Annotated in this window: 14 protein-coding genes and 1 tRNA gene; 7 read left to right on the forward strand and 8 right to left on the reverse strand. The window is 58.9% G+C overall.

Features of this window, described 5'->3' with window-relative positions; genetic code table 11:
* Positions 1-635: HNH endonuclease signature motif containing protein (locus HMPREF2912_RS12180; protein WP_148139425.1), on the forward strand; the 635-nt coding region annotated here is incomplete at its 5' end.
* A gap of 231 nt (positions 636-866) precedes the next feature.
* On the opposite strand, the gene HMPREF2912_RS12185 is transcribed toward HMPREF2912_RS12180, so the two are convergent.
* Positions 867-1,661: a hypothetical protein gene (locus HMPREF2912_RS12185; RefSeq protein ID WP_232755706.1), complete on the reverse strand. Its 795-nt coding sequence runs from the start codon at positions 1,659-1,661 to the stop codon at positions 867-869.
* A gap of 115 nt (positions 1,662-1,776) precedes the next feature.
* Here HMPREF2912_RS12185 and HMPREF2912_RS12190 point away from each other — a divergent pair, with 115 nt between their 5' ends.
* Genes HMPREF2912_RS12190 through HMPREF2912_RS12200 form a run of 3 tightly spaced genes read left to right on the forward strand, consistent with a single transcriptional unit; the run spans position 1,777 to position 4,816 of the window.
* Positions 1,777-3,066, forward strand: coding sequence for a DEAD/DEAH box helicase (locus HMPREF2912_RS12190; protein ID WP_070524840.1), 1,290 nt, complete (start codon positions 1,777-1,779; stop codon positions 3,064-3,066).
* The gene (locus tag HMPREF2912_RS12195) at positions 3,063-3,917 is read left to right on the forward strand and encodes a 3-methyladenine DNA glycosylase (RefSeq protein WP_070524839.1); all 855 of its coding nucleotides are present in this window, start codon (positions 3,063-3,065) and stop codon (positions 3,915-3,917) included. The genes HMPREF2912_RS12190 and HMPREF2912_RS12195 overlap by 4 nt, the downstream gene beginning before the upstream one ends.
* Before the next feature lie 56 nt (positions 3,918-3,973).
* On the forward strand, positions 3,974-4,816 hold the full coding sequence (locus HMPREF2912_RS12200; RefSeq protein ID WP_070524836.1) for a vWA domain-containing protein: 843 nt from the start codon (positions 3,974-3,976) through the stop codon (positions 4,814-4,816).
* 108 nt (positions 4,817-4,924) lie between these two features.
* Here the strand turns inward: HMPREF2912_RS12200 and HMPREF2912_RS12205 are convergent, their stop codons facing one another.
* The 5 genes from HMPREF2912_RS12205 to secA2 form a co-directional block, all read right to left on the reverse strand.
* Positions 4,925-5,485 (reverse strand): MerR family transcriptional regulator, encoded by a 561-nt coding sequence (locus tag HMPREF2912_RS12205; protein ID WP_198530989.1) that lies wholly within the window; start codon positions 5,483-5,485, stop codon positions 4,925-4,927.
* 300 nt (positions 5,486-5,785) lie between these two features.
* Positions 5,786-6,379 (reverse strand): bifunctional nuclease family protein, encoded by a 594-nt coding sequence (locus HMPREF2912_RS12210; protein WP_070524859.1) that lies wholly within the window; start codon positions 6,377-6,379, stop codon positions 5,786-5,788.
* 101 nt (positions 6,380-6,480) lie between these two features.
* A complete protein-coding gene (locus HMPREF2912_RS12215; RefSeq protein ID WP_070524832.1) occupies positions 6,481-7,236 on the reverse strand; it encodes a transcriptional regulator FtsR in 756 nt (251 codons plus the stop codon).
* A 106-nt stretch (positions 7,237-7,342) separates the two neighbouring features.
* Positions 7,343-7,774, reverse strand: coding sequence for an oxoglutarate dehydrogenase inhibitor Odhl (gene odhI, locus HMPREF2912_RS12220; protein WP_010186533.1), 432 nt, complete (start codon positions 7,772-7,774; stop codon positions 7,343-7,345).
* An 87-nt stretch (positions 7,775-7,861) separates the two neighbouring features.
* Positions 7,862-10,153, reverse strand: coding sequence for an accessory Sec system translocase SecA2 (gene secA2 / locus HMPREF2912_RS12225; protein WP_070596385.1), 2,292 nt, complete (start codon positions 10,151-10,153; stop codon positions 7,862-7,864).
* A 96-nt stretch (positions 10,154-10,249) separates the two neighbouring features.
* On the opposite strand from secA2, the gene HMPREF2912_RS12230 reads away from it, so the two are divergent.
* The 3 genes from HMPREF2912_RS12230 (at position 10,250) to HMPREF2912_RS12240 (ending at position 11,994) form a co-directional block, all read left to right on the forward strand.
* Positions 10,250-11,428, forward strand: coding sequence for a bifunctional alpha/beta hydrolase/OsmC family protein (locus HMPREF2912_RS12230; RefSeq protein WP_154737139.1), 1,179 nt, complete (start codon positions 10,250-10,252; stop codon positions 11,426-11,428).
* A 6-nt stretch (positions 11,429-11,434) separates the two neighbouring features.
* Positions 11,435-11,833, forward strand: a complete 399-nt coding sequence (locus tag HMPREF2912_RS12235) for a YchJ family protein (protein ID WP_070624605.1) — start codon at positions 11,435-11,437, stop codon at positions 11,831-11,833.
* Between the two features lie 87 nt (positions 11,834-11,920).
* A tRNA-Pro gene (locus HMPREF2912_RS12240) sits at positions 11,921-11,994 on the forward strand.
* 78 nt (positions 11,995-12,072) lie between these two features.
* Here the strand turns inward: HMPREF2912_RS12240 and HMPREF2912_RS12245 are convergent.
* Entirely contained in the window at positions 12,073-13,173 is a 1,101-nt protein-coding gene (locus tag HMPREF2912_RS12245; protein WP_148139426.1) for a hypothetical protein, read from the reverse strand.
* A 117-nt stretch (positions 13,174-13,290) separates the two neighbouring features.
* The gene (locus tag HMPREF2912_RS13340) at positions 13,291-13,422 is read right to left on the reverse strand and encodes a hypothetical protein (protein WP_256374294.1); all 132 of its coding nucleotides are present in this window, start codon (positions 13,420-13,422) and stop codon (positions 13,291-13,293) included.
* Positions 13,423-13,499: the final 77 nt, after the last annotated feature.

The following is a 13,499-nucleotide window of genomic DNA, read 5'->3' on the forward strand; positions in this document are numbered from 1 at the left end:
TCTTAGAATCCACCAACACCGACCTGCTTCAAGCAGCCAACGACGTCTTCTTCAAAGAAGCAGGCGGTTCCAAACCCGCGGTGCGCACCCAAGTCATCTTCACCCTGAACGAGCTCGACCAGATCATAAACGGCGACGGGGACGAAATAGAGCTCAACTTGACTAACGGTGGGCGCATGACCGGGGCGGAATTCCTCACCCACAAATTCGCCGAAATAGGCTATGCCACCATCGTCCACCCCATTGAAGGACCCATCAACACCTGGCGGCTAGAGCGTGGAGCAAACTTCAAACAACGCCTTACCCTGCACGCTGAATTCCACACATGTGCAAGACCAGGCTGTAACAAGCCCGCTGATTACTGCCAAGTCCATCACCTCATCCCCTGGCAGGCAGGCGGCTACACCAACATCAAGAACCTGACCTTCCTGTGCGCCTACCACAACGGTATTAACGATGATGACCCGCAAAGGCCTACCGGCCGCGGCTACATGTACCGGCTCAACACCGGGGTCAGCTTCATCCCACCCTGGGGCACACCAATAACAGCAATGCCGGAATACCAAGAAGCAGTAGCCAGACTCGCCGCCGAACAAGCAGGACAACCACCAGAGGAACCACCCGACTGCAGCTAACACCCACAACCACCACACGCAGCAACAGCAGAAAGGACACCGCCAGCCACCGATCCCGCCAACCCAAAGATGGTTGACGGGCAGATCGGTGATCCTTGATAACACTTCAAATACCGGCAGGAACAACGTGCATTTAAGCCCTTAAAGAACGAGACCCACCAACCGGATGAGGGTTGACGGGCCACTTGGGGTGGGTGAAGCGTCGTCAAGCGCGTGCGGCGCCGAAGATAGCTAGGCATTCACCGACGAACCACCCAGAGCCGAGTCAAGGATTCCCGCACCCACGAGATAGTTGGCCAAATCATTCAAGTCCGCTTCGTCCCCGTTGGAATCATAGCCGTCCATGACGTACTCGATAACCGCATTGCCATCCTCAAGCACTTCAGCAATCACGTACTCATCTTCCTCACTAAAAGCGCCAATCTGGGAGCCGCGGGCCGAGGTGAAGTCCTCGACGGTGCCGGCGAGCCCAACGCTTTCAGTATCGCGTATAGCATCCTTGTTCTCTGTGTACTGAGCCACGAATTCTCTGTCCGGACCATAGATGCAAGAAATCGTCGGAACCCACTGAACATCTAGGCCCAGATAGTCCGCCTGCCCGAAGAATGACGTGTCCTCATAGCACTCGTCCGAAAGGTCAATGAGCGGAGCGGGCACCGGGGCAGAAACCTCGGAGGCGCGGATCCTGTCAACCTCATCGGAGTCATATGTGCTGTTCCAATAGGCATTGTCGGAAGCACTTACGTCTTGTGGCGCATCATCAAAATCGGCAGCAACATCTTTGAAGAAAGAAACTGCAGCAAAAATAGCGACGCCTGCGATGATGGCGAATACAAGAACTACCGCCAGAACGATCCACAATGCTGTCTTCGAGCTGGGCCTCTTTTCGGGCGGCTGTGGCATCGCCGGGCCACCGACGTGAGATCCTTGATTTTGATTGATAAAGCCAGGCGGTGCTTGGTTGTGCTGCGGGTTCTGGCCAAATCCACGGGGCGGCTGTTGCGGGCTACCGAAAGGGTTCGTCATGCCGATCAATTTAGCAGAGACCTACATCACATTACTGCCAACAGTGCAGGATGCTAGGCCCATTCCCCGCACTGGCTTTTCTATCTGGCAGCGAAGCAAACTAGACTTCCACCCGATGAATACTTTCGCCGAACTCGGCCTCCCCCGCGATGTTGTCCGCGTCCTTGACAAACAGGGCATCACGACCCCCTTCCCTATCCAAGAAGCCGCGATTCCCGACGCCCTCGCCGGCAAGGACGTCCTCGGTCGCGGCCCCACGGGCTCGGGGAAAACCTTCACGTTCGGCCTTCCCATGCTCACTCGACTTGCCGAATCCGGTGTCTCGCGCCCTGCGCACCCACGCGGTCTCGTGTTGGCGCCAACGCGTGAGCTGGCAACGCAGATCCAACAACGCTTGGAAGAACCCGCAGCCGCGCTGGGGCTGCGGGTGTTGGCGGTTGTCGGTGGTGTCAACATCAACAACCACATTCGCTCATTAGCACGCCCGGTTGACCTACTTGTTGCTACGCCGGGCCGCGCACAGGATCTCATCAACCAAGGCAAGCTTTTCTTCGACCAGATCACCATCACTGCGCTCGACGAGGCCGACCAGATGGCGGACATGGGCTTCCTTCCCCAGGTACGCAAACTGCTCAAACTCACCCCACCAGACGGCCAACGCTTACTCTTCTCCGCCACCCTCGACGGTGAGGTCAACAAGTTGGTTGAGCAGTTCATGCACGACCCCGTAACCCACTCCACAGCCCCCGTCGAGGCCGCCGTGGACACGATGGAGCACCACCTCATTTTCATCGGCACGCGCGAGGCACGCAACGACGTCGTCCTGCGGCTCGGTGCGCGCAAGGGAAAGACCATCATGTTCATGCGGACCAAGCACGGAGTCGACAGGCAGGCGAAGAAGCTGCGCAGAGTCGGTATTAACGCACTGCCGCTTCACGGCGATAAGGGCCAAGGTTCACGTACCAAGGCAATTGAGGGCTTCGCCGACGGAAGCGTACCCGTGCTCGTCGCCACGGACATCGCCGCACGCGGTATCGACATTGCGGATGTCTCCCTCGTCGTCCACGTAGATCCACCCGCCGAGCACAAGGCTTACCTACACCGTTCCGGCCGCACCGCCCGCGGCGGTGAGTCAGGCACCGTCGTCACACTCGTTACCGACGAGCAGCGCGGAGAGGTGGCCAAGCTCATTGCAAAGGCCGGAGTGGACCACACCGACCTCGACATCAGTGACCGCGCCAACCCCGCCAGCAGCCCCGAACTTGCCCAGATGACCGGTGCGCGCAAGCCGAAGGGCGAGCCGCTCGGGCCACCGAACCAACAGCAGCCTAAGCAGGAAGCACCGGGGCACCGCCGCCGCGGCCGTAACAACCGCCGCCGTCGAGGCAGTGCTGGACAACGATGATTCTCGCGCCCAAGGATTGGCAAGCCCGGATGCGACAGCACGAGGAGGAAGCAAATGAGTTCCTCGCTCGCTATCGCCACCCAGGCTCGTATCACCCTGTCTACGACTTCCTTTTCGAGTACTACCCCGTCCGCCCCTCTCATCTGCGCCGTTGGCACCCAGGCGTAGGGGTCACCCTGGAAGGGAACGCTCCGCACAGCGAATGGCGCTACTACCGCCGCACTGCCGAGGGCATCACGATGGACACCGAGGCCTTCCTCGAACGCCGCGGCGGAACCGTGCGCTACATCCTGGAACTTCTGGAAAAGACGGCGCACAATCCCACCCAATTTGATTGTTTTGGCCTGCATGAATGGGCCATTGTGTACCACACCGATTCCCCTCGCCATGACCTGCCGTTGCGGTTGGGAGCGGAAGGGACGAACGCAGTCGTCGACAAGCACCGCATCAAATGCACGCACTACGATGCCTTCCGTTTCTTTACTGAGCCCGCCCGCCCGCTTAACCTCACGGTGCTGACCCGTGAGGACCAACCGGACAACGACCAGGCTGGCTGCGTCCATGCGACTATGGATTTATATAAATGGGCGTGGAAATTGGGCCCGTTGGTGCCAGGTGACTTGTTCCTCGATACCTTCCGGTTGGCGGTGGCCGCGCGCACGCTCGACATGGAGGCCTCGCCATATGACTGCCGCGAGTGGGGCTTTGGGGTCGTCCCCATCGAAACGCCAGAGGGAAAGTCGGAGTATGTGCGGCGCCAACGCGCGCTTGCCGACGCCTCCGAGCCACTCCGCGCGCGGCTTGTCTCCCAAATTAGAGCAGCACTGAGCGCTACAATGAGAGACCATTGATGTGACCCGTCGGGGCGCCCTCTACTGCCCCGAGACCCCAGCGCGGAAGGAAAAAGATGGCCCGGCACTCGGATGGAAAGAATAACTATGCAATCGCACCGTGGGTCATCATCGTGGCCGTCCTCGCGGTTTTGGCGTTGGTTATCGGCGCATTCTTCCTCTTCCGCGGAGGGGAATCCGATTCGAGCGAGCCAGTAGCGGCGGATAAAACCACTGAGTCATCGGCCGTACAGAAACCAACAAGTGTAAGCGCTAGCACTACGTCTGCATCGACCACGCCCTCGAAGTCAGTACAGCCGTCCGAATCGGTATCAGCCACGCCCAGCACTGAAAACAAGGAAGATCAAGGGGTGGCGCCGAATACGTTGTTCCTTCTTGATACCTCCGACAACCTTGCGCCGTACTTCGATGAGGTAACCGAGGGCGTGGCGGAGGCGGCGTCGGCAGTCGGCGCGGAGGGAAGCCAGGTGGCTCTCTGGAACTATTCCTCACCCATTTCAGCCACGGCCACTGTGGGCTTCCGTCAGAATGTAGCCTATGGCGACGCCGAGAACGTGGCCTTCGCAGTACGGCAATTCGGCACTGGTGGCGTTCCTCAAACTCGCAGCGCCGTGGTCGCGGCACTGAATAACGCCACGGACCAAAAGGCAGAAACGGGCAAAGACGCCCGCGTCGTGCTCGTTACTACTGGGACCCAACAAGATATGGATGACGCAAGCTTTACAGAGGCAGTCAAAGCCGCGCGCGGTCAGGGCGTTAGCTTGAGCGTGGTGCATATCGGTGAAGGTGAAAAGGACGCCGAGCTCGAAAAGCTCGCTGACTCCTACAAGACCATCTCGGACCCTTCAAATGCCCAAGAGGACAAAAAGGCCATCGCCAACGCCGCCGGGGCACGATAACCGGGACACTTCAGGCGCATCGACGCCGCACATCAAAAAAGCCGCCGCTTCCTCTAGAGCACTGACGTGAGCTGCAGTGACTAAGAGGAGCGGCGGCGGATGGCTTCCTTAGGAGGTTTTGAGCTTGCGCCGAGCAGCCAGTTCGTCGAGGCCAAATACAACGTCGACTTCTTCGTCCTCCACAACGCGCTCGGCCGGGAAGGAAGTGATGGTTCCGGAAAGCTCCTTCAGGATGCCTGGGACAGCGATGCCAAACACGCCCTGTCCACCGGCAAGAAGGTCGATGACTTCGTCGTTCGAGCGGCACTCATAAACCGTGGTGCCGTCGGAGACGAGGGTGAGCTCAGCAAGATCATTAACTCCGCGATCCCTCAGGGATTCCACCGCGAGGCGAATATTCTGCAAAGAAATGCCGGTGTCCAAAAGGCGCTTGACAATCTTGAGAACCAGCACGTCCTTAAAGGAGTACAGGCGCTGGGAACCAGAGCCGCGAGCAGTGCGAATCGAGGGCTTCACCAGGTCCGTGCGCGCCCAGTAGTCCAACTGGCGGTAGGTAATGCCGGCTACCTGACAAGCGATGGGCACGCGGTAGCCCAGCTCCTCGTCGGGCCCGACATCAAAAAGGGATTCCTGAACGTAGTCGTTGGCTGCGAAATCTTCGAGCGGCAGTGCGCTGGACTCGGGACGGTTATTCTTACTGCTCACGTAATTACTCCAGTGATACTTGAGGGGAGTTCTATTTTTCTATTAAAGGGCACGTCAGCGACCGCGTCAAGAGTCGTCCTCCGTGAACCTCTAGTAGAACTTTAGACTTTTTGAGTCACTTTGTCATCATTAGTCACACGCGTGTCATTAAAAAATTCAGTGGTAGCACGACTAAAGCGACGCCACAGAGGGCGCCGCTTCTAATGTCTAGCTGGGATCAGGGCTTAGGGCTGAATTATGTGGAAGGGAGCTTAAACTCCCCTTTTACTCCTCTTCACCATCTTTGCCGCCGAGCAAATCTTCCTCGGAGATTCCGGAATCACGCATCATCTGCTCGAAGTCATCGTCCTCCAGCGCGCTTTGCTGGGAATGGCGCTCCTTAAACTCGCGCATGCGCTTCTCCGGGAACGTCTCCAGGGATTCTGCCTCGCGTTCTAGGCCGTAATATTCTTTAAGGTCCTCATCGCTAATGTAAATGGCTACCTCGTCGAGCACATCCTTCTCAAAATGAATGGGCAACCCATAGTGATCTGCGAGGACAAGAGCGTCGCACAAGCGGGCATCGTGCTCTTCGCCGGTACCATCCAGGAGATCAACCATGAAAACGCCCTTACGGTACTCGGACACGCAAATATGCTCGATGCCATCTAGCTGATCCGCAAAGGCGATGAGCAGTTCATACGTGCTTGGGCGCGCATTAAAGTGCCGCTCAAGTACTTGGAGGACACGCGCGCCGTCGATGGGTGAGACCCAGACCGGCACGTGCCGGTCCGCCTCCGCCCAATAGAAAAGAGCACATAGGTTATTTTCGGGGCCAACGGGGTGGATACCTAGAAATTTCAATACTTCAGTGTTCATGGAATCCACTTTTACACACATTCCTTGCACATGGTTGTCGGGCCGGTTAAGTGGCGTAGAAAAGTCGGCGCCAAACTTACGGAAATAAAAGCCCGTATGGTTTAAGGGCGGAATTCGTCACGAAGCTCGGTCTTGACCAACGTCCCGTGAAGCGACAGAACAAGGGCCGCCATCTGCTGAGAAAGCTCCTCGGCCTGTTGCGGGGCAGTATCAGACTTCGAATGCGCCACCGGCGTTGCCACCTGCGAAATCATGTCCGCCTGGCGGCGGGCAGCATTGCGCAGCGACTTCAACTGTCGCGCCTCAAACCCGAAGGATTCCAGCGCCACGGCCGCGGCCACGATGGACACGTCATCCGTATCAAAGAAGCCCGCCGGATCCGGCTTAATCAGTCCCACAGAAACCAGCTTGGCGATGTTTTCCTGCGTAGTGCCTGCTTGGTCGGCCACATCGGCGTCGGTAAGCCGAGTGACCACCGGCGCGCGCAGCTGCTCGGCGCTGATGAGGGCCTCGGCCTGGGAGGACACGATGGCGGTAACTTGCCCCGAATCCATCGCGTCTAGCTGTTCCCGAATAACCTTGAGCGGCGTATAGTGATCGCGCTGCGCGGTCAGAATATAGCGAAGACGATCAAGGTCCTTCTGGTAGTAGCGGCGGTAGCCCTTCGCGGTGCGCTCTGGAGTAATCAGCCCCTCAGATTCCAAGAAGCGAATCTTCGACACCGTCACATCCGGAAATTGCTTCTGCACGTGCTTCAGCGTTACGCCAATAGACATGGGCTTCTGCTTAGCAGGCTTGGTCTTCTTGACCACGGAAGACGCTGCTGCGGCAGCGGCGGTGGACTTCTGTGCGCTCACGATAGGACTACTACTGCTTTCTTCACGATTTCACTATGACAAAAGGGGAGCTCAGGTGGAAGCTTCCCCCGGCCTTCTCCCCTAGTTCTTTAGGACAGGCACTGCCTTATTTCGGGGCAATGAATACCAAGCGGAATTTACCAATCTGGATTTCATCGCCCACTTCGAGTACCTGAGCATTGCGCGGCTCGCGGTTCACGTAGGTTCCGTTGAGCGATCCGACATCGACTACCTCAAACTGACCGTCCTTCGCGCGGAACTCCGCGTGGCGACGAGACACGGTGACGTCATCGAGGAAGATATCAGCCTCTGGATGGCGGCCGGCGGTGGTGGTCGGCTGATCAAGCAGGAAGCGAGCGCCTGCATTGGGACCGCGCTTGACGACGAGCAGTGCCTGGCCCTCAGCCAAGTTCTCAGCTCCAGCAACGGAGGCGTCAGAACCCGCCGCGGTGCCGTTTTCCATCTCCTTGAGAAGATCTGCGCGGAAGACAGAAGTAGTTTCTGCCTGCGGTTCCGGCGTTCCGGTATTCTCGCTCATTTTTACCTCCGAAGGGTCGGATCAATGTTGACTCATTCCATATTAGCGACTCCGCCGCCCGCGCGAGTCGCCTCTCCGCAATTTACATCAACGGAAAATGTTTCCTATGCCCTTGAGCACGGAGTTTCCGCCCCCTGATAGTGGGTTATCGGAGACCATATAAGTCCACGTTGCGCTCGGGCGGGACAGGCCGTGATCCTCTAGATGGGCGCCATCTGAATCGATAAGCACGGTTTTAAAAGTATCAACGGCGTCATTAACCGCGCGCTGCGCTAGGTCTTTAAACTCGCGCACCGCGATGCGGTGGTATTCGTCGATTGGCGTCTCGCGGGCGATGGCACGTAGGTGGATAGATTCCCGCACATCATCCATCAACTCCAAGTGGTCGGCCCACGCCTGGTCGAGGTGGAAGAGCATAATCTCACGGGCCGCCCGCTCGCGCGCTTCAGCGGGGACGTCACGAAGCTCAGCAGCACGCTCCGGTGCCCGCTCAGCCAGCTCCTGCCAGGCTTGGTCGGTATCGAGCAGCTTAGCTCGCCGCTCATCAATGATGATGCGCTGATCTGCGAGCAGGTGGTTGTACTTCCAGGTCTGCGCGTGAATCTCTAGAAGCTGCCCCTCGGTCACGCGCTGACAGTGTGCAATGAAATCACGAACCCTTTTGGATTCGATGAGCCCGTCGGCATCGGGGCGGGCGGACAAGGATTCATCTTCCCCACCCTGTTTAACCACGTCATCTTCTAAGGAAACGAAGAAGATGGACTTGCCCGGATCTCCCTGGCGGCCAGCGCGACCGCGCAACTGGTTATCCAGACGCGAGGAACGGTGCCGCGAGGTGCCGAGCACCGCCAGACCACCCCTCTCGACGACGGCATCGCGGTCAGACTCATCAGCGCCGCCCAGCTTAATATCCGTGCCGCGGCCCGCCATCTGGGTGGAAACGGTGACACGGCCGACGTCGCCAGCCTCCGCCACAATGCGCGCCTCGTCCTCGTCATTCTTCGCATTAAGGACGTTTACCTCGATCCCCCGTTCGCGTAACGCAGCGGCGAGATCTTCGGATTCGGCGACGTCGTGGGTGCCCACCAAAACTGGTTGGCCGGTGCTGTTGATCGCGACGATTTCGTTCACGATGGCGCGGGACTTCTCATCCACCGAGGCATAGATGCGATCCGCCTCATCGAAGCGCTGCAGTTCCTTGTTTCTATCGATGACCGATACGTGGAGGTTATAGAACTGCCGTAGCTGATCGGTCGCCTCCACAGCGGTACCGGTCATCCCGCACACCAACGGGTAACGGCGCATGAGTTCCTGGAGCGTAATGGTGTCGAGGATGCGCCCTCCTTCCGATACCTCCAAGCCTTCCTTGGCCTCCACAGCGGCCTGCAGGCCGTCGGGCCAGCGCTGCAGTTCGGCTACGCGGCCGCGGGAGGCGTCGATAAGCTGCAGCTTTCCGTCCGTGATGATGTAGTGAATGTCACGAATGAGCAGCGCCTTCGCGTGCAGCGCCAAGTTCACTTTGACTAGTACGGAGCCGATATTCTCCTCGGAGTAGAGCGAATCAATGCCCAACTCGCGCTCGACTCGCGCCGCTCCATCGTCGGTCAGCGCTACCGTGCGCCCGTCCTCCGCAATAACGTAGTCCTGTTCCTCGCGCAGGCGCGAAACCACGTTGGTGATGTGGCCTGTGGACTCCTCACCCGGGCGGTTTCCGGCGAGGACGAGGGGGACGAGGGCTTCGTCGACAAGCACGGAGTCCGCTTCATCCACCAACGCAACATCTGCGCGCGCCTGCACCGTCTGCTCACGGGAGGTGATCTGGTTATCCCGTAGCACGTCGAAACCGAGCTCGTTGACTGGCGCATAGATGATGTCAGATAGGTAAGCCGCGCGGCGCTCCTCCGGGCCGAGCTTCTCGGTGACCGAGGCCACCGTGAGGCCGAAGAACTCCACGAGCGGGCGCATCCACTCGGCATCGCGCGCCGCTAGATAGTTATTGACCGTCACCAGGTGGACGCGTTTTCCGGTCAGCGCAAAACCAGTCGCGGCCATTGCGCCCACCAGGGTCTTTCCCTCACCGGTGGCCATCTGGATGACATCACCCTCAAGCAAGCGGAGAACGGCTTGGGACTGGACATTAAATGGGCGCATGCCGAGCTTGCGTTCGCTGGCCACGGCCAGAGCAGCGAGGAAACGCGACTTATCCGCAATCGTGCCATCCTTCACACATTCCCGTGCGGTGGTGGCAACCTCTGCATCCGATAGGTTGGCAATTTCTTCCACCGCGGAATCCGCAGCCGTGACGACGGCTTTCGACTTTTTATTGTTGCGCTCGGACTGCGCGCCCATTGCCTTCCAGAACCAATCGAATGCGCCCATGAGCACTCCTCCATCCTTGTGCGTCATACAGGTCTTCTATCGACTTTAGTCAACCCCGGTTCGCAGGCGTGCAGTTGCCCTTATATCCTTGTGGGCATGCAATCCGTGAACGTGTCGCTCCCCTCCAGCACCGGTACCACGATGGCCGGAACCATCGATTTCCCAGACTCCCCTCCGCAAGCCTTCGCCATCTTTGCGCACTGCTTTGCCGGCTCGCGCCATACCCCCGGCGCCGCCCGCGTGAGCAAGCAGCTGACAAACTTTGGCATCGCCACCCTGCGCTTCGACTTCCCAGGCTTGGGACAGTCCGAGGGAAATTTCGCTGATACCTGTTTCAGCCAAAACGTTGCAGACATCCAGGCCGCCGCCGAGTGGCTGGCCCAGAACTACTCCGCACCGCAGCTCCTCATGGGGCACTCGCTGGGCGGCGCCGCTGCCCTCGCGGCGGCCAACGGCATTCGTTCCCTTAAGGCCGTCGCCACCATCGGCGCTCCTTTCGATCCCGCGCACTCTGTACTGCACTACGCCGACAAGATTGGCGAGGTCGACGCCAATGGCGAGGTAGAGGTCACCTTGGGCGGCCGCGCGCTAACCATTTCGCGCCTTTTCCTCGAAGACCTTGCTGAGACCAACCCGGAGGAGTACCTTCCGCGCCTACGCAAGCCCCTGATGGTGCTGCACTCCCCCATTGATCAGACCGTTGGCATCGACAATGCGCAGAACATTTTCCGCACCACGCGCTACCCCAAGTCCTTGGTCGCCTTGGACAAGGCTGATCACCTCGTCACCAAGCAAGGCGCCGCCGCACGCGCTGCGGACCTGATTGGCGCGTGGGCGGAGCAGTTCATCGTTCCGGAGAATCTTCCCGCGCCGGTCGCAGATGACTCCGCGGTGGCAATCCCTGCGGTGGGCACGAGGATGGGCGTCGTAGTACGCCACAACGACCGTTCTGTGACCGCTGACCGCACGAAGAAAAGCGGCGGCAAGGGCCAAGGTTTTACCGCTGAAGGCCTCCTCATGTCCGCACTGGCTGTGGCAAGCACCCAGGCCATCAAGGCGGCGGGCAAGGCACAGAAGATCGGCGCGAAGGCTCTCGAAGCTGTGTCCGTCAGCATTACCCAAGAGTCCGAATCCCGATTCACACGTACGGTGACACTTCCTGCCTCCCTTAGCGCGGATCAACAACGCGCGCTTGGCGACGCCTCCACGTCCACCACCATCGACTCCCTCCTCACCGTCGAGGTGACCACCACCGTGACAACCGCGGCACAATAGATTCACATGATTGTTCTCAACCCTCTTGATCCGGCTGCCCGCTGTCCCTGCGGAACCGGCTTGACGTTTAGCGAGTGCTGCTCGCGCTACCACGCCGGCACGCCCGCACCCTCGGCGGAGGCACTCATGCGCTCGCGGTTCAGTGCTTTCGTGACCGGCGATGAGGACTATTTGCTCCGTACCTGGGACCCAGAGACCCGCCCTGAGCGCCTCAACCTCGCAGATAACGGCATCCGCTTTTACCGCCTCGATATTATCGATACCGTCGCCGGCGGCCCCTTGGACGATACCGGCGTCGTTGAGTTCGAGGCCTTCTATAAGGGCGCCGCACAAGGCTCTCAGCGGGAACGCTCCTTTTTCCGCAGACAAGACGGGCAGTGGGTCTACTCCACCGGCGAGTTCTAGAGCCTTCAAAACACGCGTCAACCTGGGATTTGTCGAAGCGAATACCGCTGGTGTAATCTGTAGCAGTTGCACCAAATGGTGCGGCGGCGGACTATGGCGCAGTTTGGTAGCGCACTACACTGGGGGTGTAGGGGTCGCAGGTTCAAATCCTGTTAGTCCGACAGCATCCAGGCTGGTCAGAGCTTTTCTGACCAGCCTTTCTTTTTCGCCCAGTTTATTGGCGGCCCTGTTTAGCGGATCTACTTCTCTTGGCTAAGGACGTGGCCCAGGGCGTCGATAAGCGTGCGGTGAGAATCCGGAGATTGTTCATTGAGAAAGGCCTGCCATTCCCCGCTCGGCGCTAATGCTGCAAGCAGCAAACACAACTGAGCGCCGGCCTCATATGGCAATCGATTGCGCAGAAAGTCATTGTCGATCTGCCCGGACTCTAGGAACGGAACAACGTCGGTGAAACGCGCTTCCTTAGTGTTGTCGAAGTACATCGGGCCAAAGTCATACCCCACCGCACGTGAGGCCATTATCCCGAGGTAGGTAGCCGTGCCTTCCACGGTTTCCATCCAGCGTTCTTGGCTGACGTAGTCAGGATCTGCAGCTAGGCGTTCCTTTTCCAGAGCGAGCAATTCTGTGGCCAGTTCCCTCAGCCGAGCTTGGTCTGCACCCGCGTCGCGGACTGCATCGAGCAGCCGCATTCTCTCGTCGAGCAGCTCCACCCCATGCGGGGAGAGCTCGCCAAAGACACGCGAGTCCAAAGCCCACCGAGCTTGACCGTAGAAGTGGAAGGATTCATGCGCGAAGAAGGTAATGAAGTGTTCTGAGGAGAATTGTTTGTCAAAATTATCCTCGCCGAATTTGAGGTAGTAGACATCGCTCCCCTGGACCGTCGTGGTCTCGCCCACCGTGTTGAAGTTGCCGCCGGCAATCTTAATCGGCCACAGCCTCGGGTAGATCCGGTCCAACCGATAGACTTCGAGGCCGGCGGGGTTATCGCCCATGTCTACAGGGGCAGCGAAGGGCGAAGAGACTTCTTGGGAGGGGTTGATCAGGTAGGAAAAGTGGGTCTTCCTGCTGATTAGCAGCGTGGGGAACTCGGTAGCGGCCGCATTGAGCCAGGCCGCCGACTCCGGACGATCTGCGACGGCAGCGGCGTATTCCGAGTACTCCTCTAAGGCGCGCCGATCAATCGGGTCCAACTCTCCCACGGATATCCCTGCGGTATTACGCGCCACGTGTACGCTGCCGGCGATGATCACGACGACGAGCAGGATTACGCCGATTTCCCACCACCGGCGCGGCCGCCTCCGCGAGCTCTTCATAGTTGCGAGCTGAGATGATTTGCCCACCTACTTCACCTCCAATGGGTCGGCGGCACCGCGGACGGCGTGGCGCATGAAAAAGAAATTAGTGCTTAAAGGACTGTTGCAGTCACGCTTCCCACTCTATAGTCCGGTGTTTACGACCTACTCATCGCCTAGAACCGCCACAGGAATGCTGCTCTTATTGCGATAAACCATCTGGTCAACACCGCTGTGTTCGTTGTGCCAGCCCAACACAAGGGCAAACGCCATCACAGGCAGCTCTGAAATACGCACTCACGCTGCTATAAACAGCAAGCTTTGGCCCAATGCTGCGCTTGCCTACCCCTCAATCGCTCATGCAAACAGCCCCA

This window comes from Corynebacterium sp. HMSC056E09 (assembly GCF_001813425.1).
Taxonomy (GTDB): Bacteria; Actinomycetota; Actinomycetes; order Mycobacteriales; family Mycobacteriaceae; genus Corynebacterium; species Corynebacterium hesseae.